The sequence below is a fragment of the Pseudomonas sp. MF6747 genome (assembly GCF_963890955.1).
Classification (GTDB): domain Bacteria; phylum Pseudomonadota; class Gammaproteobacteria; order Pseudomonadales; family Pseudomonadaceae; genus Aquipseudomonas.
The window spans coordinates 124,369-148,246 of record NZ_CAWPSZ010000007.1; the positions used below are offsets into that span (position 1 = coordinate 124,369).

General features: G+C 60.8%; 17 protein-coding genes. 8 read left to right on the top strand and 9 right to left on the bottom strand.

Features of this window, described 5'->3' with window-relative positions:
• Nucleotides 1-48: 48 nt before the first annotated feature.
• The gene (locus AACW30_RS09195) at nucleotides 49-1,107 is read right to left on the bottom strand and encodes a LacI family DNA-binding transcriptional regulator (protein ID WP_325167572.1); all 1,059 of its coding nucleotides are present in this window, start codon (nucleotides 1,105-1,107) and stop codon (nucleotides 49-51) included.
• A gap of 271 nt (nucleotides 1,108-1,378) precedes the next feature.
• Between AACW30_RS09195 and AACW30_RS09200 the strand changes: the two genes are divergently transcribed.
• The 3 genes from AACW30_RS09200 to AACW30_RS09210 all read left to right on the top strand — a co-directional run bounded on the left by AACW30_RS09200 (nucleotide 1,379) and on the right by AACW30_RS09210 (nucleotide 8,084).
• Entirely contained in the window at nucleotides 1,379-3,340 is a 1,962-nt protein-coding gene (locus tag AACW30_RS09200) for a hypothetical protein (protein WP_234452658.1), read from the top strand.
• A gap of 135 nt (nucleotides 3,341-3,475) precedes the next feature.
• Nucleotides 3,476-5,551: a hypothetical protein gene (locus tag AACW30_RS09205; RefSeq protein ID WP_234452659.1), complete on the top strand. Its 2,076-nt coding sequence runs from the start codon at nucleotides 3,476-3,478 to the stop codon at nucleotides 5,549-5,551.
• A 766-nt stretch (nucleotides 5,552-6,317) separates the two neighbouring features.
• On the top strand, nucleotides 6,318-8,084 hold the full coding sequence (locus tag AACW30_RS09210) for an autotransporter outer membrane beta-barrel domain-containing protein (RefSeq protein WP_200624858.1): 1,767 nt from the start codon (nucleotides 6,318-6,320) through the stop codon (nucleotides 8,082-8,084).
• Nucleotides 8,085-8,154: 70 nt separating this feature from the next.
• On the opposite strand, the gene AACW30_RS09215 is transcribed toward AACW30_RS09210, so the two are convergent.
• The 3 genes from AACW30_RS09215 to AACW30_RS09225 are packed head-to-tail and all read right to left on the bottom strand — an operon-like array spanning nucleotide 8,155 to nucleotide 13,114.
• Complete coding sequence (locus AACW30_RS09215) at nucleotides 8,155-8,796, bottom strand: DUF1345 domain-containing protein (RefSeq protein WP_200624826.1); 642 nt, start codon at nucleotides 8,794-8,796, stop codon at nucleotides 8,155-8,157.
• Nucleotides 8,797-8,848: 52 nt separating this feature from the next.
• Nucleotides 8,849-11,938: an efflux RND transporter permease subunit gene (locus AACW30_RS09220; protein WP_119741864.1), complete on the bottom strand. Its 3,090-nt coding sequence runs from the start codon at nucleotides 11,936-11,938 to the stop codon at nucleotides 8,849-8,851.
• An 18-nt stretch (nucleotides 11,939-11,956) separates the two neighbouring features.
• Complete coding sequence (locus tag AACW30_RS09225; RefSeq protein WP_200624827.1) at nucleotides 11,957-13,114, bottom strand: efflux RND transporter periplasmic adaptor subunit; 1,158 nt, start codon at nucleotides 13,112-13,114, stop codon at nucleotides 11,957-11,959.
• A 288-nt stretch (nucleotides 13,115-13,402) separates the two neighbouring features.
• On the opposite strand from AACW30_RS09225, the gene AACW30_RS09230 reads away from it, so the two are divergent.
• Entirely contained in the window at nucleotides 13,403-14,104 is a 702-nt protein-coding gene (locus AACW30_RS09230; RefSeq protein ID WP_106577862.1) for a response regulator transcription factor, read from the top strand.
• A 3-nt stretch (nucleotides 14,105-14,107) separates the two neighbouring features.
• Nucleotides 14,108-15,409, top strand: a complete 1,302-nt coding sequence (locus AACW30_RS09235) for an ATP-binding protein (protein ID WP_106577863.1) — start codon at nucleotides 14,108-14,110, stop codon at nucleotides 15,407-15,409.
• Here the strand turns inward: AACW30_RS09235 and AACW30_RS09240 are convergent, their stop codons facing one another.
• From AACW30_RS09240 to AACW30_RS09250, 3 genes are all read right to left on the bottom strand, one after another.
• Nucleotides 15,410-16,096: an anti-sigma factor gene (locus tag AACW30_RS09240; protein WP_200624828.1), complete on the bottom strand. Its 687-nt coding sequence runs from the start codon at nucleotides 16,094-16,096 to the stop codon at nucleotides 15,410-15,412.
• Nucleotides 16,093-16,620: a sigma-70 family RNA polymerase sigma factor gene (locus AACW30_RS09245; protein ID WP_200624859.1), complete on the bottom strand. Its 528-nt coding sequence runs from the start codon at nucleotides 16,618-16,620 to the stop codon at nucleotides 16,093-16,095. The genes AACW30_RS09240 and AACW30_RS09245 overlap by 4 nt, the downstream gene beginning before the upstream one ends.
• 169 nt (nucleotides 16,621-16,789) lie before the next feature.
• A complete protein-coding gene (locus AACW30_RS09250) occupies nucleotides 16,790-17,311 on the bottom strand; it encodes a DUF3455 domain-containing protein (protein WP_119741868.1) in 522 nt (173 codons plus the stop codon).
• Nucleotides 17,312-17,448: 137 nt separating this feature from the next.
• Here AACW30_RS09250 and AACW30_RS09255 point away from each other — a divergent pair, with 137 nt between their 5' ends.
• Entirely contained in the window at nucleotides 17,449-18,228 is a 780-nt protein-coding gene (locus AACW30_RS09255; protein WP_169366557.1) for a class I SAM-dependent methyltransferase, read from the top strand.
• A gap of 81 nt (nucleotides 18,229-18,309) precedes the next feature.
• Nucleotides 18,310-19,095, top strand: a complete 786-nt coding sequence (locus AACW30_RS09260) for a sulfite exporter TauE/SafE family protein (RefSeq protein ID WP_169366558.1) — start codon at nucleotides 18,310-18,312, stop codon at nucleotides 19,093-19,095.
• Nucleotides 19,096-20,171: 1,076 nt separating this feature from the next.
• On the opposite strand, the gene AACW30_RS09265 is transcribed toward AACW30_RS09260, so the two are convergent.
• Nucleotides 20,172-21,410 (bottom strand): acyl-CoA dehydrogenase family protein, encoded by a 1,239-nt coding sequence (locus AACW30_RS09265; protein ID WP_169366559.1) that lies wholly within the window; start codon nucleotides 21,408-21,410, stop codon nucleotides 20,172-20,174.
• 264 nt (nucleotides 21,411-21,674) lie between these two features.
• Here AACW30_RS09265 and sfnG point away from each other — a divergent pair, with 264 nt between their 5' ends.
• The gene (gene sfnG, locus AACW30_RS09270; protein ID WP_200624829.1) at nucleotides 21,675-22,760 is read left to right on the top strand and encodes a dimethylsulfone monooxygenase SfnG; all 1,086 of its coding nucleotides are present in this window, start codon (nucleotides 21,675-21,677) and stop codon (nucleotides 22,758-22,760) included.
• Here the strand turns inward: sfnG and AACW30_RS09275 are convergent.
• Nucleotides 22,744-23,844 carry a GNAT family N-acetyltransferase/peptidase C39 family protein gene (locus AACW30_RS09275; RefSeq protein ID WP_200624830.1) on the bottom strand — a complete coding sequence of 367 codons (1,101 nt, stop codon included), beginning with the start codon at nucleotides 23,842-23,844 and terminating at the stop codon, nucleotides 22,744-22,746. The genes sfnG and AACW30_RS09275 overlap by 17 nt on opposite strands.
• Nucleotides 23,845-23,878: the final 34 nt, after the last annotated feature.

The window sequence follows — 23,878 nt, forward strand, 5'->3', positions numbered from 1 at the left end:
AAACAAATGTGGGAGCGGGCTTGCCTGCGATGGCGGTGTGTCAGGCGATTACGGCTTCGCCGGGTAAACCGTCGTCGCAGGCAAGCCAGCGCCCACAAGGGATTGTGTGGAACCACGGATGATTAATTCCGGCAAAAAATCCAGGGTGCGCGTCGGCGCATCATCGCCGCGCAGGCGCTTGAGCAAGCAGTCAAAGGCACTGGCGCCAATCGCTTCAGTAGGCTGGGCGAGGGCGGTAATGCCATTGCCCACCAGCGGGTACCAGTCCAGATCATCCAGGGCGATCAGGCCGACATCCTCAAACAGCCGGCAGCCTGAAGCCTTGAGCGCGCGGGTACAGGCCAGCGCGGCAATACCGTTGGCGCAGAACAGCGCTTTCGGGCCGGGCGTGGCAAGGAAGGCCTGCAGGCGGCTTTGCAACGCGTCGTCCAGCTCCAGCACCGCGCCGGTCAGCCCTGGGCGGCTGGCGATCTCGGCCTTGAAACTGGCCTGGCGCTCCAGGCGTGAGCTGGTGCCATCGGCGGCTTCGCTGACCAGCAACACGTCGCGATAACCCTGCTGTTGCAAGTGTTCGACGGCGATGCGTACCGCTGCGGCGTTGTTTAGCCCCACCAGGTCGCTGTGCAGTGGCTCGACCTTGCGGTCCACCAGCACCAGCGGCATTTCCTGCTGCAGTTCCAGCAGTTGGTCAAGGTGATGGCCGAGGGTGTTCACGATCAGCCCTTCGATGTTGTACGAGCGCAGGGCGGCCAGGTGCTGGCGCTCCTGCTCGTCATCGCGGTCGGTGTTGCACACCACCAGGCTGTAGCCGTGCTTGCGGCAGGCGGTTTCGACGCCATGCATCACGGCAATGGAATAGGGGTTGCGGATATCGGCCACCAGCATGCCGATCAAGCGTGTGCGCCCACGTTTCAAGCCACGGGCCATCTGGTTGGGGCGGTAGCCAAGTTCGCGGATGGCCTGTTCGATACGCAGCGCAATGGCGTCGGAGAGCAGGGCGCGGTCATCACCGATAAAGCGCGACACACTGGCTTTGGACACGCCGGCGCGCTCGGCAACATCAAGCATGGTCACGCGGCTGCGCTGGGCGGCGGAAAATGGAGTCACGATAACGGGCCTTTCTTATTGGAATTAGCCGTTTCAGTGCCTGAGAGAAGCTCTGAAACCGGTTTCATAAAATGCCAGGTGGCGCCTTTCGTCAAGGAATATTTAGAAATAGGCGCGTGCACAGCGCTGAAAAAAACGACGAGTGGATGGGCCTACCTGTTAGTTCTGACAGTATCCGTGTGCAGGCTTTAGGCGTTTAATTTTTCCATGGCAGGCACGAAGGCATTGCTCTCGTGACTCGCCATGCTGAAACTTTTCCTGAGGCCGGAACATGTCGACTATCCGAAAGCCCTACACGCGTTCCCGGCTTTTAATCAAGCAGGCCGTCATAGGCGACGGCTTGGATCCCGCTACGGTTCCAGGTGTTATGACCGCCGATGGCAGAGGGGTCGTGCCACTGCAACTGTTGCTCAGCCCGTTGAAGGTGCGTATTCCCGCGTGGGAGCCGATGCCAACGCCCGCCATCCCGGGTGACCCGGCTGACCCGGTGCATACGTGTGAACTTTGGTGGGAGAGCGATGATGGCATCAGGCTTCTCGACCGGTTTCTGATCGGGCCGCCACCGCCGGACATTCCGGCCTTTTTCGAGCGTGAAATCAGCATGCTCAACCTGCGCAGCCGCAGTCGAGTCGCGCGCCTTTACTACACCGTTCGCAATGTCGGCGGGCAGAGCACCAGTTTGCCAGTGACGATCACAATCGACCTGGAACCGCCAAAATTGATCGCGCCGACGGACATGGCACGCTTTGTCGTACCGCCAGAGCCGGCGATCAACGCGCAGTATCTGACAGACCATCAGCCCACGGCGTTTTACATTCCGGTCTACAACGTCGCGGCGCCCAATGACCGTATTGAATTCTTTTTATCCAATTCGCCCGCGCCTCCGTTGAAGCTGGCGGACGGCGGCTCGCTGGTAAATTTCAGCACCACGCCACCCACGGCAACCTTGAACTCGGATGCGTTTCGCGACCTGAACAATGGCCCCGGGTACCTGTTCTATCGGATCTATGACGAGGCCGGTAATTTCAGCACGTTGAGCAGCGGGCTGCCCTTTGTGCTGTCCCTGGGGCTGCCAGCCCCGAGCATTCGTCCGCCGATCTACAACGACGAGTTGATCAAGCGCAATGACGCTCGCGTCGATGAAGGCGGCGGCGTGTTTGTGCGCATAGACAGCTACCCGGGATGGTCCGCAGCTGCCCGGCATGAAGTGATTGTGTATTGGGATGACCGACCCACTACGCGCCGGTTGGTGTCGCAACTGCCGTTTGACGTGGACATCCCCTGGACGGTTCTGCGGGGGCCGAGTCCGGTGCTGGCGGCGCAGACCGTACCGGTACGCTACGAAATCTATGGGCTCAACCCTGTGCCGACGTCGTCCAAGTCTCTTTCCGTCAATGTGAACCTGACGATCGCCGGCCAGGATCACCCCAATGCACCGGCATTGCTGAACCCGACGTTGGCGCCGGTGGAAATTGTGGGCCGCACAGGCATCAACACGCTGGTTGATGCAGACCGAGGTTACCCGGTTCGCGTGCGAGTGCGGCTGTTTGATACGCCCCGTGTGGGCGACTCGCTGAGCCTGTACTGGAACGGGGCAGGCCCGGTGGCCACCTATGCTGTGGGCGCCGCTGATAGTGCCGGTAGCTGGGTGTTTTTCAGCGATGTGCCGTGGTCCGTGATCAGCGGCGCCACTGCCGCGGTGTACGCGGTGCATTACACCACCACCAACGGCTTTAACGAGCAACGCGCCCCCGTTACCAATGTGAATACCCAGCTTGTCCCACTGCCTGCACCGCTTATACAACACACGCTGACCAATGGTTACTTGACCTGCAGTTCGCAAACCAACCCGGTTAACGGGGTGCCGTGGTCAATGTTGAAAGATGGCGTGCGTTGGTTAATAACACCCAACCCCGCGCTACGGGTGGGCGACATGCTCAAGTTCGTGTGGCAAGGCTTCAATGAGAATAACTGGAGCACTATAAATACAAGCGTTGTAGTCAGTCGATCACTGTTATGGGAGCCCGCACATACAGTGGCCGGCGCAATCATTGTTCTGAATTCGTTTGACGCGACGCTATTGCCGGTGCGCAAGTACGGATCGGCAACCGGCAGTTATGAAGTCTGGCGTGACGGTGTGAAAGTTGGCGACTCACTCCCGGGACGAGTCAGAGTTGATTTGACTTACGGTACAGGTCGTTATTGTTCTGCAAATGGAATTGTGTCGGGTTGAATCATCGGTGTGTGTGTCAGGTGTACACAAGGTATTTGGTTGTTTGCAGTAAAGCTTCGTGGTTGAAAAACAAGATTTATTCAATTGGCGAAGAGCATTGCTAGTCTTAGCCGTTTAACTGTCCGGAGCAAGATAATGGAACTTACAAATAGACAAATCATAGATGCTTTTGTACCCAGGGCGCCCTCCGATTACACACCCGAAAGATTTCAACTGGGCGCGTTTGCTGACCAAGTGATCGGATACACGGGGTTGCTGACGCGTGCGGCTTCAAAAGGACAGTCCACCAATTTGAATATTCCCCTGTGGGACGGCGCCAGTACCGACCCCGCGGCGATGGATGTATTAACGGTCGAGATTGCTCCGTACCTGGATCTGAGTGGTTTGGATGTCGATGCCGAAGATGCCTATTTCGGCTCCAGCAGCACCCGGTTTCAACGCCGACTGACCAGTCAACCCGATCCAGTGCCGGTGGCAATACCGCAAGCCTATCGTCCCCCGGGTGTGTATTTGGTCAGGTATCGGGTGCTCATTGCCGACTCGGGCGTCGATAACTTTTCAGTCCCGCAGCTGCTGGTCGTCGATGAGACGTCGCCCTATGACCGTCCCCGCATCAACCCGCCGGAACCCTCGTTGCCGGTGGGCCTGGTCGGGCCTCTGGACCTTGCCTATATTCAGAGTCAGCCAAACCAGACGGCGCTGTTACCGATTCCCTACGACGCGCAAAACGGCCTGTCCGATGGCGATTACATCGAAATGTTTTTCGGCTCTTCGGATAAGCCTTACGCATTTGCGCCGCCTAACCCGGAAACAAAGTTCCGGGTTGATCCGGCCGTGCCCCTGACTCTTCCGTTGCCGGCAAGTGTTGTCGCGGCTGAACGCCGGGGCAACTTCAGTCTGCGCTATCGCCTGTTCGACGTGGCCGGCAACCCGTCCGAGCTCTCGTACAGCCTGGATTTGGCGGACCTGGCACAGGCGCCATTGCCCACCGAATTTTCTGCGCCAACTGTTGTACTGGCAGTGCCCGGTGACGGCTTGATTGATCGTGCTGATGTATTGTCCGGAGGCGGCGTACGAGTGCTGGTTCCCAGCTACACGAATGCGCTGCGCCCCACAGATGAAATCGTCGTCGCGCTGAGCTCAACGTTCGCCTCAATCCAGGTCACGGTGCCACTGGGCACCACTGCATTCCCGGTGCCGGCTCTGTTCACTGCGGCCAATATGGATACGCTGTACGGGCCTCAAACACCCGGCAAGAACCGGGTGCCGGTGACGGCTTCGTACGTCGTGCGTCGCGGCGCCATCACCCATCCGACGCCGCCGTTGGAAACACCGTTCGATCTGGACCTGTCTATCGTGGGGCCTGTGGGGCCGGTGATCGTCGGGCCTGGCAACTTGAATCCCAACCTGTTGCCCGTGGTGGTCCAAGCGATGCGCGCCGGGGGCACATTCGGGCCTGACAACCATTTGGAGGTTGATGACGTAAATCTGGCGGCAAGGGCTCGAATTCCATTGTGGACGACGCCTGCATTGCCGGCCGCATCACTGCCGTTCACGGTGACCTTGAATTATGGTGGCCGTCTGCAAGCGCAGAATATCGTGACCCTGCCTGCCAGTGGGTTCGTGGATTTCACCATTCCCTTCAGTGATATCAGAGCGTTGGGCGGCCCTACGCAGTTGGCGTCTTACACCATCACGTCGGCGGCCAGTGCAAACCCAAGTGTGTCGGTCAATACAACGGTGATCGTCGACTCTGTCATCTTGCGAATGGAAGCACCGAGAGTCCTTAATAATACCGGTACGCTGAACTGCGATACGCTGAGGCCAATTAACAGCGGCAGACTCATCATCCATATTCCAGGCTCGGATTATTTGAGCGCGGGTCAACTTATAAACGTGACGTTCGTCGGGTTCCAGAATAATACCCAGACACCCCCGTCCGTGGTCACGGAATCTAGAACGTTTACAGTGCCCGATGCCACGGCTGCCAACATTGGGTGGGACCTTACATTCGACGTAAGTTCCACGGTCTTGTTTAACCCGATCAACGCCAACCGGTCATTGTTGACCCAAGGCTCGGCAACGGTAACCTTCGATACTCAATATCTGGGGCAAACAGTGCCTTCGCTTCCCGCCAATTATCGGGTGCGGGGTTTCCGTCCGGGCACGGGAAGTTCCAACTATTGCGCCGGCGGCGTTGTGCCCGCTTAGTTTAAAACATTGGGGTAGTTACCAGAGAGGGGCAGAACCCTCTTTGGTATTCCTGGCTTATATTGAATTTTTTAAAGGCGTAGAGGGCACCACCACCCCACAGCAGTTGTTGATTTTTATCGGATTGATTGGGAGAAATCCTACAGATTTTAAGCGAGTGCTCGTCAATCATGGCGCCGCTTAATGGGCTGGGTCCCACGAGATTTAGAACCCGCCCTATTGTTTCGTGCAGGAACTAGAGGTTCATTATATGTCGGCAGTATTTAACTTCAAACCAACACCCTTGAGCCTTGCGTTGTCAGCCCCGGCCGTCACGTTAATGTTCCTGGTTACTCCCACTGCGCAAGCGCAAACACAAGTCATTTTGCCCAATACGTCGATATCGGCCGCTACGCCGCTTGATAACTATGTACTGTCTGGCGGATCAAGCCTGATTGCGCACGGTGCGACGACCCGGCAGATTCAAATGGTTAACGCAGGTTTGACGCTGGAGCCGGGCAGCAAAACGTTAGATATTGAAGCCCGACTGCAATCGAAAGTGGTCGTTGATAACTCTCAGGTGACGGCGCGCCCCACGATCACCCAGGCCATTTCGGTCGCGGGTAACAGCAGTGCCTTAATCACCAATAACAGTACGGTCACCAACGCCACGGGTTGGGGGGTGAGTGTCACGCGCACGACAGGCGGCACGGATGGTTCATCCCTAACGGTCAAAGACAGCAGTGTTATCGGTGCTACCCGCGGTATTTCGGCCGCCGGCTACGGCATGGTGAACCTGGACAATGCCCGCGTAGACGCTACGGCTGCGACAGGTGTCGGTTTGGTGCTGCTTAATGCCGACGCTGTAGCGCGCAATAACAGCCGTATTACTGGCGGGGTGAACGGCGTCAATATGCGCATGGAGGGGGACCTGACGCGGACCAACTCCTTGATCCTGGATAATTCCGTGGTCCAGGGCAAAAGCGGTTCAGCCATCCTGGTCAATCCGCCGCTCACCAACAGCACCAAGGCTGATATCCAGGTTCTTAATGGTTCGAACCTGCTCAGCGGTAATGGCGTGCTGCTTCAAGTGGACAATAACTCCAGCGCCAACCTGTTCGTCGACAACAGCCAGTTGATCGGCGACGTGGTCATTGGCGCGGGTAGCGCGGGCATGGTGCAACTCAACAACAATGCCTCGCTGACCGGCCAGTTGCGCAATGTCGAGCAACTCGACGTCAACAGCAACGCCCAATGGGTGCTGGTGGGTGACAGCCAGGTCAATACCCTGAAAATGGGCGGCGGCAACGTAGTCTTTGGCGCCCCGGGCCAATTCTTTCAACTGAACACCCATAACCTGACCGGTAACGGCACGTTCAAAATGCACACCAACTTCAACACCGGCGAGACCGACCTGTTGAATGTCAATGGCAACGCCGAAGGTAATCACCAACTGTTGATTGGCGCCAGTGGCTCGGAGTTGGCCACCGGTGAGGCCATCAAAGTGGTACACACCGAAAGCGGCGGCGCGAGGTTCGGGCTGGTGGGCGATACCGTCGATGTCGGCGCTTTCGAATATGGGCTCAAGCAGGAAGGGACCGATTGGTACCTGGATACCGAGAAAAAGGGCACCAGTACCAGCGCCAAGGCGGTGCTGGCATTGGCCAACGCTGCACCTGCGGTACTGGTGGGTGAGTCGAGCATATTGCGCACCCGCATGGGCGAAGTCCGCTTTGGCCAAGGCAAGAGCCAGGGCCTGTGGATGCGCGGCTACGGCAACAAGATTGACGTGGCGGCCAACAGCAACGGCGTGGGCTACTCACAGAACCAGACCGGCCTGACCATCGGTGCCGACACGGCGCTGGATGCGGGTGACGGCCAGTGGACGCTCGGTGTCATGGGCGGTTACAGCAACTCAACCCTGGGCCTGAGCCGTGGCAGCAGCGGTATGGTCAACAGCTACTACCTGGGTACCTATGCAACCTGGCTGGATGAAGAAAGCGGCGTGTACGTGGATCTGGTGGGCAAGGTCAACAAACTCAAAGGCCAAAGCCAGGTCAACATGAGCGACGGCCAACGTGCCAAAGGCAAATACACGCAAGACGCGGTGAGCGCATCTGCCGAGGTGGGCAAAAACATCAAGCTCGACGATGAGGGCCTGTATGTTGAACCGTTTGCCCAGTTGTCCGTCGCCGCCATTGGTGGCGCCAACTACACCATGGACAACGGCCTGAAGGCAAAGAGCGATCGTGCCACGTCAGCCATCGGCAAGGTGGGTGTCACCCTGGGCAAAAATGTCCAGCTGGACAGCGGCAGCATTCTGCAGCCGTACCTGCGGACGGCGGCGGCGCGTGATTTCAGCCCGGACAACCGGGTGTACATCAACGATCAGAGGTTTAATAACAACCTCTCGGGCGCGAGCGTCGAGGTAGCGGGCGGCATGGCTGTTTCGTTGTCGAAAAACCTTAGCCTGCATGCCGAAGTCAGTCACAGCAAAGGCAAGGCATACGACATGCCTTGGGGCGCAACCGCAGGTTTGCAGTACGCCTTCTAAAGTACATGTGCACGAAATAGGGGAAGCCTCGGCTTCCCCTTTTTTTGCCCGTCTGATCAGCACGCTGGGCCTAACTGAACAACCCTGCGGCAATGTTGATCGAAAAACCCAGAATCGCCGTATTGAACAGAAAACCGATCAACGACTGGCCCAGCACCACTTTGCGCAGACCGCGCGTGGCCACGCCCACATCGGCTGTTTGCACCGCCACGCCGATGGTGAACGAGAAGTACAGGAAGTCCCAGTAGTTGGGGTTGCGCAACCCTTCGGCAAAACGCAACGCCGGCTCCTCGCCCTCCCAGGTGTAGAAAAGGCGTGCGTAGTGCACGCTGAAAATCACCCCGATCAGCAACCATGAGCCGACCACGGTCATGCCGGTAAAGCCGTAATGCAGCAGGCGCGCCGTGCTGTCGAGGTCTTTGCTGCCCACCAGGTTCACCGTGATGGTCGCAAGGCTGGCAATCGCCGCGATGCACACCATGAACAGCACCAGCCTGGCGTGTTCGTCTTCGATCTCGGCGATGCGTTTTACGTCGTCGGCGCGAGCACGGGTCGCCAGCCACAGCATCAGCAGCAGGTAGGTCCAGACGCCGGCGTTCCAGCCGATGAGGATTTTGCTGATCAGCGTATCGGCAGGCGCCAGAATGCCCACGGCAAGACCGAGTACGGCGGCGGATGAAAGGCGAGGGTGGGTGCGGGCGAGGAAGGCCATAGGTGCTCACAACAAGAGAGGTTGTGAGCACCATAGCGCATTTTCGGACGGGTTATGGACGCTTGCGCACCCACTTCATGACGACCACAAAGAACACCGGCACAAACACCACTGCCAGTGTTGCGGTGATCATCCCGCCGATCACCCCGGTGCCAATGGCTTGCTGGCTGGCGGAGCTGGCGCCGGTGGCAATCGCCAGCGGCACCACGCCGAGGATAAACGCCAGCGACGTCATGATGATCGGCCGCAGGCGCAGGCGCGCGGCTTTCAAGGTGGCGTCGATCAGGTCCTCGCCTTGCTCATACAAATCCTTGGCAAATTCGATGATCAGGATGGCGTTCTTTGCCGACAAGCCGATGATGGTGATCAAGCCGACCTTGAAAAACACATCGTTAGGCATGCCGCGCAAACTGACCGCCAATACCGCGCCGAGCACGCCCAGCGGCACCACCAGCAACACCGAGGTCGGGATCGACCAACTTTCATACAGCGCCGCCAGGCACAGGAACACGATCAACAGCGACAGGCCCAACAGCAACGGCGCCTGGGAACCGGACAGACGCTCCTGCAGCGACAAACCGGTCCATTCCTGGCCCAGCCCTGCGGGCAATTGGCTGACCAGGCGCTGGATTTCTTCCATGGCCTCACCCGTGCTGTGCCCTGGCGCCGCTTCGCCGCTGATGGCGATGGCGGGGTAGCCGTTGTAGCGGGTCAGCTGCGCAGGGCCCTGGGTCCATTTGGCTTCGACAAATGCCGATAACGGCACCATCTTGCCGGCGTTGTTGCGCACATTGATCTTCAACAAATCCGCCACCTGGCTGCGCTGATCGCCTTCGGCCTGCACCACCACCCGTTGCATACGGCCCTGGTTGGGGAAGTCGTTGATGTAGGCCGAGCCGATGGCTGAAGACAACACATTACCGACGTCAGCGAAGGAAACCCCCAGTGCATTGGCCTGCTTGCGGTCTACTTCCAACTGCACTTGTGGCGCCTCGGCCAGGGCGCTTTCACGCACATTGGCCAGGATCGGGTTTTTCTCGGCGGCCGCCAGCAGCTCAGTACGCGCTGCCATCAAGGCGGCATGGCCGACACCGCCACGGTCCTGCAACCGGAACTCGAAACCGCTCGAGGTGCCCAGGCCGTCTACCGGCGGCGGCAGGATCGCATAGGCAATCGCATCCTTGAGCTCGCTGAACGCGGCGTTGGCGCGGTCGGCAATTGCCGCCGCCGAATCGTCGCTGCTGCGTTTGGACCAGTCCTTGAGCGTGGTAAATGCCAGCGCCGCGTTCTGCCCGGAGCCAGAGAAACTGAAGCCCATGATCATGGTGGTATCGCCCACCCCTGGCTCCTGGGCGTTATGCGCCTCGATCTGCTCGGCTACCTGCACCGTGCGGTTCTTGCTCGCGCCCGGTGGCAGCTGGATATCGGTGATGGTGTAACCCTGATCTTCCACCGGCAGGAACGAGGAGGGCAGGCGGCTGAACATCCAGCCCAGGCCCACCAGCAGCACCAGATAGATCAGCAGGTAACGACCACTGCGTTTGAGGGCGTAGGCCACCCAGCCTTCATAACGGTCGGTGAGGCGTTCAAAACGCGTGTTGAACCAACCAAAGAAACCGCCCTTGGCGTGGTGCTCGCCCTTGGCAATCGGCTTGAGCAAAGTGGCGCACAGGGCGGGGGTCAGGGTCAAAGCCAGAAACGCCGAGAACAGAATCGAGGTGGCCATCGACAGCGAAAACTGCTGGTAAATCACGCCCACCGAGCCCGGCATAAAGGCCATCGGCAGGAACACCGCGACCAGCACCAAAGTGATGCCGACGATGGCCCCGGTGATCTGGCCCATGGCTTTACGCGTGGCCTCCTTGGGCGACAGGCCCTCGGTGGCCATGATGCGCTCGACGTTTTCGACCACCACAATCGCATCGTCCACCAGAATGCCGATGGCCAACACCATGCCGAACATGGTCAGCACGTTGATCGAAAACCCCAGCAACAGCATGGTCGCGAAAGTGCCCATCAGCGCGATCGGCACCACCAGCGTCGGGATCAGCGTGTAGCGCACGTTCTGCAGGAACAGGAACATCACCGCAAACACCAGCGCCATGGCTTCGAGCAAGGTGTAAATCACTTTAGTGATCGAGACTTTGACGAAGGGCGAGGTGTCGTACGGAATCTTGTACTCCACATTGGCCGGGAAGTAGCGCGACAGCTCATCCATCTTCGCCCGTACCAGCGTCGCGGTGTTCAGCGCGTTGGCGCCCGGCGACAGCTGCACACTGACAGCGGTGGACGGCTTGCCGTTCAGGCGTGTGGAAAACTGATATTCCTGGCTGCCGATTTCCACCCGCGCCACATCGCCGATGCGCACGGTGGAGCCGTCCGGGTTGGCCTTGAGCACGATGTCGGCGAACTCCGCCGGCGTCGACAGCTGGCCTTTGACCAGAATGGCGGCGGTGATTTCCTGGGTGTGGGTGCCCGGCAAATCCCCGATGCTGCCCGCCGAGACCTGCGCGTTCTGCGCACTGATCGCGGCGTTGACGTCGGCCGGCGTAAGGTTGAAGCCAATCAGCTTCTGCGGGTCGATCCAGATACGCATCGCGCGCTCGGCGCCATACAGCTGCGCCTTGCCCACGCCCTCGATGCGCTTGAGCTCGTTCATCACGTTGCGCGCCAGGTAATCGCTGAGCGCCACGTCATCGAGCTTGCCGTCGCTGGAGGTCAATGTCACCAGCAGCAGGAAACCGGCGGAGACTTTCTCCACCTGCAACCCTTGCTGGGTCACGGCTTGCGGCAGGCGCGGTTCTACTGCCTTCAGACGGTTTTGCACATCGACCTGGGCCATTTCCGGGTCGGTGCCCGGCTGGAACGTCGCGGTGATAGTCGCCGAGCCCAGGCTGCTCTGGGATTCGAAATACAGCAGGTGATCGGCACCGTTGAGTTCCTGCTCGATCAGGCTGACCACGCTTTCGTCCAGGGTCTGGGCCGAGGCGCCCGGGTACACCGCATAGATTTCCACCTTCGGCGGCGCGACGTTGGGGTACTGGGCCACCGGCAACTGCGGAATGGCGAGCGCGCCGGCCAGCAGGATAAACAGGGCGACCACCCAGGCGAAGATCGGGCGGTCAATGAAGAACTGCGGCATTGTCAGGTATTCCTTTGCTTAGCGGACCGAGGCCTGGGCATTCGGCGCGGGGCCCTCGTCCACTTCGACTTTTTCACCGGGGCGTGCGTGTTGCAGGCCCTCGACGATGATGCGGTCACCGGGTTTGAGGCCGTTGCTGACGATCCAGCGATCCTCGATCACCGCGCCCAGCTCCACCGGTTGCTGGCTGACGACCTGTTCGGCGTCCAGCAAGAGCACCATCGGGATGCCGGCGCTGTCACGGGTAATGGCGCGCTGCGGCACGCTGATGCCCTGTTTGTCCACTGCCTGTTCCAGGCGCACGCGTACAAAGCTGCCGGGCAATAGGTCGAGGTCCGGGTTGGGGAACTCGCTGCGCAGGATGATCTGCCCGGTGCCGGGGTCGACGCTGATTTCGGCAAACAGCAATTTGCCCGGCAGCGGGTACAGGCTGCCGTCGTCCTCGATCAGCGTGGCCTTGGCCTGGTCCTGGCCGACCTGCTTCAAGCTGCCGGCACGGAAGGCCCGGCGCAGGTCGTTCAACTCGCGGGTGGACTGGGTCAGGTCAGCGTGGATCGGGTCCAGTTGCTGGATGATCGCCAGCGGCGTGGCTTCGTTTTGCCCGACCAGCGCGCCCTCGGTGACCAGCGCGCGGCCGATGCGCCCGGAGATCGGCGCGGTCACGGTGGCGTAGCCCAGGTTGAGTTTGGCGCGCTCGACGGCGGCTTTGTTGGCGGCGACTTCGGCATTGGTCTGGCGCACGGCGGCGCGGGCATTGTCGTAATCCTGGCCGCTGATGGCGTTGCCTTCGACCAACTGGCTGTAGCGCTGCTCCTGCAGACGCGCCTGGAAAGCGTTGGCCTGCGCCTTGCTCAGGTTGGCCTGGGCGCTGTCCAGGTCGGCTTTGAACGGGGCGGGGTCGATGCGAAACAACACGTCGCCCTGTTTCACGTCGTGACCTTCCTTGAACACGCGCTGCATGACCACACCGGCCACCCGTGCGCGCACTTCGGCAATGCGCGGCGCGGCGATCCGCCCGCTCAGTTCACTGCTGATCGAGAGAGGCTTGGCTTGCAGGGTCTCGATGCGGACTTTGGCCAGCGGCATTTGCGGCGCCTCGTCCGCCGACTGGCCACACGCGCTCAGGGCGAGCGCCAGGGCCAGCAGGCAAAACGGCGCAAACAGATTCTTCGACATGCTCATATCCCAATATTGACTGGCGCATCCTAAAGACACCTGCGCCGTGGTGCTGTGAAGCTGTGTAGCTCGTCTGTGAAGAAATGTAAGGCGCGACCCATAGTCGCCTGAGGGCGTATATCCTTGCACAATCCTGCAAACAGCAAAGATCAAATGTGGGAGGGGGCTTGCCCCCGATGGCGGTGGATTAGCCAATCAATCTAGCCACTGAACCACCGCTTTCGCGAGCAAACCCGCTCCCACATTGGGTTTCTGTACACCTGATGAACTGCATTATTTGGAAACACCATGCCCAACATCCTCCTGGTGGAAGACGACGCCGCACTCTCCGAGCTGATTGCCAGCTACCTGGAGCGCAATGGCTACCATGTCAGTGTGCTCAGCCGTGGCGACCACGTACGCGAACGCGCGCGCCTCAACCCGCCGGACCTGGTGATCCTCGACCTGATGTTGCCCGGCCTCGATGGCCTGCAGGTGTGCCGCTTGCTGCGCGCAGACTCGGCGGGCTTGCCGATCCTGATGCTGACTGCGCGCGACGACAGTCACGACCAGGTGCTGGGCCTGGAAATGGGCGCCGACGACTATGTCACCAAGCCGTGCGAGCCACGCGTGCTGCTCGCCCGTGTGCGCACTTTGCTGCGCCGCAGCAGCCTGTCCGAACCTCAGATGGCCAACGACCAGATCGTCATGGGCAACCTGTGCATCGACCTGTCGGAGCGCACCGTGACCTGGCGCGAGCAGGCCGTGGAACTGTCCAGCGGTGAATACAACCTGCTGGTGGTGCTGGCCCGGCACGCCGGTGAAGTGCTCAGCCGCGACCAGATCCTGCAGCGCCTGCGCGGTATCGAGTTCAACGGCACCGACCGCTCGGTGGACGTGGCCATCTCCAAGCTGCGCCGCAAGTTCGACGATCACGCGGGCGAGGCGCGCAAGATCAAGACTGTGTGGGGCAAGGGCTACCTGTTCAGCCGTTCCGAGTGGGAATGCTGATCCATGTTTCGTGTCCTGCTGCGCCTCTACCTGATCACCATCATCACCTTCAGTGCGGCAATCTTTCTGATTCCGCGGTTGGTGATCCAGCTGTTTGAACACCGCTACATGGACTACAACGTTGAGCAGACCCGTGGCCTGCAGACGCTCATCGTCAAACAATACCTGCGCGCGCCGGTCGAGCGCTGGTCCCAGGTGACCGAGCAATTGGGCCGCGACTTCGCGCCGCTGAAAGTCAAACTGCTGTTGCGCCAGGACGCCAGCTACACGCCTGCAGAAGAAAAGTTGCTGGAGCAGGGCAAGCCGGTGATCCGCCTCGGCGAATGGGGCTGGATGGAAGAAATCAGTTCGCCGGTCAACCAGCAGTTTGCGGTCAAGCTGACGATTCCCCCCGACCCGATGGACATGAACTTGCTGTACTGGTCGATGAACGTGCTGATCGGCGCCGCGCTGCTGGCTTGCCTGCTGTTTTGGCTGCGCCCGCACTGGCGTGACCTGGAGCGCCTGAAAAGCACCGCCGCACAACTGGGCAAAGGCAACCTGGGCGAGCGCACGCATATTCCGCCCAGTTCCAACATTGGCAGCCTGGCATCGGTGTTCGACACCATGGCCGACGATATCGAGCGCCTGCTCAATCAGCAGCGCGACCTGCTCAATGCGGTCTCCCATGAACTGCGCACGCCGCTGACCCGCCTGGATTTCGGCCTGGCGCTGGCGTTGTCCGAAGACTTGCCCCACGCCAGCCGCGAGCGCCTGCAAAGCCTGGTGGCGCACATTCGTGAGCTGGACGAGCTGGTGCTGGAATTGCTGTCGTACAGCCGCCTGCAAAACCCGGCGCAACTGCCGGAGCGAGTGGACGTGGTGCTCGACGAGTTTGTCGACAGCGTGCTGGGCAGCGTCGATGACGAATTGGAAAACCCCGAGATTGTCATCGATGTGGCGCTCGATTGCGCGGTGGAGCGCTTCCGCCTCGACCCGCGTCTCACCGCCCGCGCGCTGCAAAACTTGTTGCGCAATGCCACGCGCTATTGCGACAGGCGCATCCAGGTGGGCGTCAAGGTGTGTGCCAAAGGCTGTGAAATCTGCGTGGATGACGATGGCATCGGCATACCGGTAGACCAGCGCGAGCGGATCTTCGAACCCTTCTACCGCCTGGACCGCAGCCGCGACCGCGCCACGGGTGGCTTCGGCCTCGGCCTGGCCATCAGCCGGCGTGCGATGGAGGCCCAGGGCGGCACGTTGACGGCCCAGGCATCACCCTTGGGCGGGGCACGGTTTCGCCTGTGGTTGCCCAGCGTCAGCTGATCAGAGCACCTTGACGGCGCGGCCGATCGCCTGGATCGGCCCGGTGGGTTTGCCGGTCGGCGAGCCATTCGGGTCTTCCAGGGTCAACTCGAACAATTGGTTGGGCGCCAGTGGCGGCAGTTTGTCCAGCGGCACCGACAGCGTTTGCCCTGGCTCGACCAACCCCAGCGACACCGGGCCTTGCCAGCCATCCGCCTTGGTCCAGAATTGCAGCGCCTTGTCGGCAGGCACTTGCATCACACCCAATGGAATCAACTGGATCTGCTGAGTATTGCTGGCCTGGATCACCCACCCCGGAGCCTGGCTTTGCGGCGCCACCAACACCACCACAAAGGTGGGTTCAGCAGTGGGCGGGCGGGTCAGCAGCAGCGTCGCCAGGACCAACGTCGCCACCAGCCCCGCGCCGGCCAAACCACGCCAGAGCGCCAGCAGGTTCCACCACGGTGTTTGGCGGTCGGTGCGGGTGCCGGCAGGCGTGACGGTGCGCTCGATGCGCCGCCACAGCTGGGCAGAAGGGGGCACAGGTTCGGCCAATGCGGTCAGCGGCAAAAGGCGCTGCTCCCATGCGTCCACCGCCGCGCGCAACGCGGCATCCTCGGATAAACGCTGCTCAACCTCGGCGCGTTGCGCCGCGGGCAGGGTGCCCAGCACGTATTCGCCAGCCAGTTCGTCCAGAGGGTTGCTCATGCCATGCACTCCCGCAGCGTAGCGAGGCTGCGTTTGATCCAGGCTTTGACGGTCCCCAGCGGGGTGTCCAGTTTCTGTGCGATTTGGCTGTGGGAATAGCCGTCGACATAGGCATGCAGGATGCACGCGCGACGGGCCGGATCGAGCTGCTCCAGGCAGGCGTGGACCTGCCCCGAGCGCGAAGCGAATTCAAAGGTGTCGGGTGTGGCGATGTGCTCGTGCGCGTCGCCCAGGGGTAATTCCCGGTAGTGATTGCGCACGGCATTGAGCGCCAGGTGCCGGGTCACGCTGAACACCCAGCCGCGCGCCGCGCCACGGTTGGGGTCGAAACTGCCGGCGCCACGCCAGATCTTGATAAACGCGTCATGCACGATGTCTTCGGCCAGGGACTTGTCCCTGGCAATGCGAAAGGCCACGCCGAGCAAACGGCTGCTGTCCTGCTCATAGAGCTGGCGCAAGGCACGTTGATCCCCACGGGCGCAGGCCAGCAGACAGGCTTCGTAATCAAAATCGGCGTCAGGCAAGGCCACGTGTGTCCACCACTGTCATAACAATCGCCACCGCACTGCAGGGCGCCGGCGTGCCGGCGAAAAAGGGCACGGGCGCAGCGTATAACCCAGGTGCCCTGCGTCATCGTTGACGACCCTCGCCGGCAAGCCGGCCCTTACAGGGGCAGCGTAGCTGAGTTTGTTCTCAGTTGGCCGCCCAGAAGATGTAGTCGGCCTGGTACTTCACCACTGCCTGGGTGCCTTTGTTGGCCGCGCTGCACTCGGTGCTCGGCGCCACGCCACCCTTGAGGGCCACGCGCTGGATATAACTCACACCGCTCATTGCGCCTTTGCCTTCGGCCGGGTTGGCCTTGACCAGTTGATACGGCAGGTTGCCAGCACCGGAGGGCGCCACGGCCAACTGCGTGCCGGTGACTTTCGAACCGTCCTGGGCTTGCCATGTAGCGGGTGGGCCGAAATAGGTGCCCACTGGCTTGCCGCTGCGGTCATTCAACACCGCCTTGGGACCGACAAACGTCCACTCGGTCTGGCCCGCGGCGTTAGCTTTGTCGCGGCATTCGTAGGTGATTTCGCCGACGCCTGTGGTCTCCAGCGCCACCTTGTGCCCATCCGGCACCTTGATGCTGTCGGGCAAGCCGGTCTGGGCGAAAACCGTTGGCGCAGCGGCCAGCAGGGCGGTCAGGCAGAACAGTGCTTTAGCGTTCATGGGTGGTTCTCCATTGAGTAAAACAGCGGGGTCACTGTAAGCACTACCCAGGCCGCGCTCGATTGGATGCAGTGATTAGAAAATAAATGCGCAAGGGCGCACACTGTGCCCCCGTTTTACCCGAGGAGAGATTGGCAATGACTGGTGTTCACACGTCTGCTCAACAAGGTTTCTCTACCCAGGCCGTCACTTACGCCCAAGGCCGGCCCGACTATCCGCGACAACTCACCGGCTGGCTCACTGATGCGCTGCACATCGATGCGCAATCGACGGTAATCGACCTCGGCGCCGGTACCGGCAAGTTCACCCGTTTGCTCAGCACCCTGGCGCCCACGCTGGTGGCGGTCGAACCGGTCGAAGCGATGGGCGCGCAGCTCAATAAACTGTTGCCCGATGTGCGCCTGGTCAATGGCACGGCCGAATCCATTCCCCTGGAAACCGCCGTCGCCGATGCGGTGGTCTGTGCGCAGGCGTTCCATTGGTTTTCTACCGAAGCCGCGCTGGCAGAAATCCACCGCGTGCTCAAACCCGATGGGCGCCTGGGGTTGGTGTGGAATGTGCGCGATGAATCGGTGGATTGGGTCGCCGCCATCACCGACATCATCACCCCCTATGAAGGCGACACGCCGCGCTTTCATTCAGGCCGCTGGCGCGAAGCCTTCACCGGCGAATATTTTTCTGCGCCCCACATGACCTGCTTTGCCTATCAGCATGTCGGCAGCCCTGGGGAGGTGATCATGGATCGCTTCCTGTCGGTGAGCTTTATCGCGGCGCTGCCCGCCGCCGAAAAAGCCAGCGTGACTGCGCAATTGCAGGCGCTGATCGACACGCATCCTGCCTTGCGAGGGCGTGACACCGTGGCTTTTCCGTATCAGACGCAAGCTTACGTCTGTCATCGGCTGACACAAAAGGCATAAAGTCAGATCATATTGATATAAGTCGTTATAAGAAAAATCGCTATCCTGCGGCCAGAAATTTATAAGGCCGCGGGTAGCTGTATGGATGTGGGTAATTTTGGTTTTGTCATCGCTGGCCTGGTGGTTGGTTTTATCGTTGGCATGACCGGTGTCGGCGGAGGGTCTTTGATGACCCCGATCCTGTTGTGGTTCGGCATCAACCCGGCGACCGCCGTGGGCACTGACTTGTTGTACGCGGCCATCACCAAGTCAGGTGGCGTGCTGGTGCACAGCAAGAACAGGAATATCGACTGGACCATCACCGGTTGGCTGACCTTGGGCAGTGTGCCTGCGGTGCTGCTGACCCTGTGGTTCCTTGCCAGTTTGCATACCGACCCCAGCGCCATGAACGCGGTGATCAAGCAGGCGCTTGGTGGGGTGTTGCTGCTGACGGCGCTGGCGATTCTGTTCAAGAAAAGCCTGCTGGCTTTTGCGCAGCGTCATGCGGGTGATGACTATCACATGAGCCCGCGCAATTTGAACGTGTTGACGGTGGTGACCGGTGCGATCCTTGGCACCATGGTTGCTCTGACGTCCATCGGGGCGGGTGCGCTTGGTACCGTGGCGCTCTTTATTCTGTACCCGTTTCTGGCGACGCGTCGGTTGGTGGGTACCGAGATTGCCCATGCCGTGCCGCTGACCTTGGTCGCCGGGCTGGGGCACGCGAGCATGGGTAATATGGATTGGCATTTGCTGGGCTTTTTGCTGATGGGGTCGTTGCCGGGGATTTACCTGGGGAGTCACATGACCGGTAAGGTTCCTGATGGTGTGTTGCGGCCTTGTCTGGCGGTTATGTTGATGACTATTGGCTATAAGTTGGCGTTCTGATGTTTTCGGGGGGTTGGGTGGGTGAGTACATATCCGTTGCTGCGGTCACGGCGGCTGGCGGTTCCGCTCTTACAGCGGGTCACTTTTGGCAAACGCCCCAAAAGTAACCAAAAGGTCTTTGCCCCACCACTCGGCCCCTCGCTTGGGCTCGGTGTGCCCTCACTCCGGCTTGAATCCGTGGGCCGCCGCGACGGGCCATCCTTGGCCCAACGCGGCTAACCCGGCGTCCTGCCGGGTTACCCACGCATTCAAGCCTGCGTTCGGCCAGCGTGGTTGACGGGGCCTGTCAGATCAAGATCAAAAGCAGATCAAGATCAAAAGCAGATCAAGATCAAAAGCAGATCAAGATCAAAAGCAAAGCACGGCGGCCTGAAAGCCGACCTGAGTGGTTGAAGCAAAAGCGGATCAAGAGCACAGCAACACACTTCTATCTGATGCACAGAGATCCAAATGTGGGAGCGGGCTTGCTCGCGAATGCGGTGGGTCAGTTAGCTCATGTGTAGCTGACACACCGCCTTCGCGAGCAAGCCCGCTCCCACAGTTTGACCGAGTACAGACCGCCAGCACCGCACTGCTTTTGCTTTTCTGTGGGAGCTGGCTTGCCTGCGATGCAGGCACCTCGGTCTATCAGGCACAACCAGCCGATGCCATCGCAGGCAAGCCAGCTCCCACCTTTGATTGAGTTCAGCCTCCAAGATCAGGTCGGCTGTCAGGCCGCCTCGCTTGCGCTTTTGATCTAACCACTCAGGTCGGCTACTAGGCCGCCGTGCTTTGCTTTTGACTTTGATCTTAGGCGCCCCGTTAAACCACGCTGGCCGAACGCAGGTTTGAATCCGTGGGTAACCCGGCAGGACGCCGGGTTAGCCGTGTTGGGCCATGGATGGCCCGTCACGGCGGCCCACGGATTCAAGCCTTCGTTCGGGCACACCGAGCCTAAGCGAGGTGCCGAGTGGTGGGGCAAGAGCCCTTTGGTTACTTTGGGGCTTTTCCAAAGTGACCCGCCGTAAGGGCGGAACCCATACCCGCCATCACCCAAAAAACGGATATACACCCCAACCCTTAGCGATCAAAAAAGCCTACCCCCTGGCCGGCCCATTCCCGATCTGCCACACAAACGGGGGCTCAGTCCCGTTAATCACCCAGTCCCCGACAATCCGCGCCTTGTAGATCACCGGATTATGCGACGACACCGTCCGGGCATTCCGCCAGTGGCGATCGAGCGCTTTACCCTGGCGCACATCCGACGCCCCCAGCGCATTGAACAACTCCGTAGTGGCCCGCTGTACCAGCGCCGACACCACCACCTGCGCCGTCGCCGATTCAATCTCGGCTGCCACATTCGCCTCCCGCTCGGCCACCTCATCCCCCGCAAACCGCGCCAGGTACGCCTGTTGCGCCGGCACCGCCGCCTTCAACGCACTGGCCTCGGCGGCATACACCAGCGCCGCCACCTCACCCACCACTTGTTGAACCTGCGCATCCTGGCTGACATGCGCGGCATTGCCGTGGCTGTAGATACGCTTGCGACTGCGCACCTGATGAGCCACGTCGCTCAGTGCCGCACGACCAATCCCGGCCAGGCTCGCCAGCAACACCAACTGATAAAACGCGGTCTGGTACTTGAACCGAGTGGCAAAGTCGATGACGTTTTCCGCGTCCACCACGGCATCGGTAAAACGGCTGGTGCCGCTGCCGGTGGTGCGCTGGCCAAAGCCATCCCAGTCATCGCTTTGCACCACGCCAGGCTGGCGCGTGCGGGTGGCGGCGATCACATCGGCGCCGGTATCGCTGCGCTGGGCGTACACGTCGATCCAGTCGGAGAAAAGGCTGCCGGTGCTGTAGAACTTTTCACCGTTGAGTTTCCATTTATCGCCGTCGGGGCTCACTTGAGTGACCACCTCGCCAATGGCCACGTTGCCGATTTCGGTCCAGGCGCAGCCGACGATGTCGCCGTCGACAAAGCGCTTGAACCACAGGTCGCGGCCAGCGCTGGGTGGCGCATTCAGACGGTCCTCGGCGAAGGCGAAATGCCCGCGCAACGCCTGGGGCACATTCGAGTCGGCAGCGGCCAGCTCGATCAGCAACTCGAACAACTGCGGCAGCGACGCGCCACCGCCGCCGTATTCCGCCGGCACCCGCACTGCGCCAAAGCCGGCCTGCTTGAGCCATTGGATCGGTTCATAGGGCAGGGCGCGGGTCTGTTCGCGCGCTACCGCACCCGCGGCAATGCGCTCGAATATCGGCCGAAAACGCGCGGCCAACGTGGGGTAATCGGCACCCGTGGACAGCGGGTTGATGACGTGTTGCTCGGTCATGGGGGCAGCTCCTTGGCAGTATCAGTCCTTGGGGGATTGCACAGTTCGTGCCGATGGCGGCAGCCCGTGTTTGCGGGGAAGGCGGGCCATTCACTGTTGCTCCGGCAACAGCGGATCGACAAACCGGTGTGATCCATGACATTGACAGCTCAGCCCTGCGAGATTGGCATTTTTACCGCGACGCCCATGGCCAGGGCGTTTGCACCGGCCTGGCACGCTTGCTGCTCTAGCCCTGGAACATCCCTTCGTGCGAGGTACTGCCAGATGAGTCAGCAAGCCGTGAAATTTGCCTATTGGGTGCCCAACGTCAGCGGTGGGCTGGTGGTCAGCAAGATCGAGCAACGCACCCATTGGGGCATCGACTACAACCGCAAACTGGCGCAGTTGGCCGAAGCGGCCGGTTTTGAATACGGCCTCACGCAAATTCGCTTCACCGCCGGCTACGGCGCCGAAAACCAGCATGAATCCGTAGCCTTCAGCCATGCGCTGCTGGCGGCGACCACCACGCTCAAGGTGATCGCCGCCATCTTGCCCGGCCCGTGGCAACCGGCATTGGCGGCCAAGCAACTGGCGACGATCGACCAGCTCACCAATGGCCGTATCGCGGTGAACATCGTCAGTGGCTGGTTCAAGGGCGAGTTCCAGGCCATCGGCGAACACTGGCTGGAACACGATGAGCGTTATCGCCGTTCCGAAGAGTTCATCCGCGCGTTAAAAGGCATCTGGACCCAGGACGACTTCACCTTCAAGGGCGACTTCTACCGCTTCAACAATTACACCCTCAAGCCCAAGCCCCTTGGCCAACCGGAAGTGTTCCAGGGCGGCAGCTCGCGCGCCGCGCGGGACATGGCGGCGCGCGTGTCGGACTGGTATTTCACCAACGGCAACACCCCGCAAGGCATCAAGGCTCAGGTCGATGACATCCGCGCCAAGGCGGCGGCGAATAACCATTCGGTCAAAGTCGGCGTAAACGCCTTTGTGATCGCCCGCGACACCGAAGAAGAAGCCCGCGCGGTGCTCGCCGAAATCATCGACAAAGCCGACCCGGAGGCCGTGAATGCCTTTGGTGACGCGGCCAGGCAGGCCGGCAAAGCCTCACCGGAAGGCGAGGGCAACTGGGCCAAATCCAGTTTCGAAGACCTGGTGCAGTACAACGACGGCTTCAAGACAGACCTGATCGGCACGCCGCAGCAGATTGCCGAGCGCATCGTCGCGCTCAAGGCCGTGGGCGTGGACCTGGTGCTGGCCGGCTTCCTGCACTTCCAGGAGGAAGTCGAATACTTCGGCAAACGCGTGTTGCCGCTGGTGCGTGAGCTGGAAGCCAAGGCCGGGATCAAGCAAGTGGCTTGAAGAGCACCACCGCCGCGCGCAACTTGTTATTGCCAAAGCGGCACATGCGTTCGAACTCCCCATGACTGACCGGCAAGTGCTGGCAGTCCAGGGGCTGGCGGTGCTGGCTGTGGTCCACATCCGGGTCGTGCAGGTAGACAAAGTCGTCGTCGCAATCGGTGACCATCACCCAGTGCGGCGACTTGGAGCGGGTGAGGCGGTAGCTGCTGATCAACACCAGCGGCTGCCCGCCATCGCGCAATACCTGCGGCAAATCCAACGCGCCGCCGAGCACCTGCTCGACGTCGCTGCCGGCCAGTTCTTCTTCAAATGCTTCGTGCACCAGGCGCATGACGTCCTTTTTATGTTGGTCGCGCACGCCGTCCAGAAACAGCGGGCCGCGCACATTCACCTGCATGCGCACGCGAAAGCCCCGGCGCCACGCTGCCAGAGCCAAGCCTTGCGGGCTGCAGCCGCCGTGGCCGGCGGTCATGAACACGGTGGTCGCTTCACGCCAGATTTGCAGTTCTTCGCGCCGGCCGGCCACGCGCGTCGGCACCAGTGCGCCCATGGCCATCAGCAGGCACGCGGCGCCACAGGTGAAGTCGGTGGTTTGCTGGTAATACGGCACGTTTTGCGGGCGCGCGTCCTGGTGCTGGACGATGCGTTTTTCCAGGCGCAGGGCCGGTGCATGGTCTTCGTAATAGTCATTGATCAGCGCGAAGCGCCGGTAGCCATTGCGCTCGTACAAGGCGAGGGCGCCGGGGTTGTCGGTGCGCACTTCCAGGCGCAGGTAGGCGCAATCATGCGCCACGGCGCAGGCTTCGATGCGCGCCAGCAACTGCTTGCCCAGGCCCATGCCGCGCGCATGTTCGGCAATGGCGATGGAGTACAGGCGAGCCAGTGAGGTGCCGCGATGGAACAGCACCAAGGCGTAACCGAGCAAAACGCTGTCATTTTCGGCGACGAGCAACTGGCCATGAGCGCGGCTGATCATCCACTGGAAACTGCGCGGCGAAAGCCGGTCGGTGGTGAAACAGTGCTGTTCCAGTGCCACCAATTCGGGCACGTCAGCGGGGGTTGCAACGCGAAAGGAAAGAGCCATATGACCGCCGTAAAAGTTGCGTAACGAAACGGGA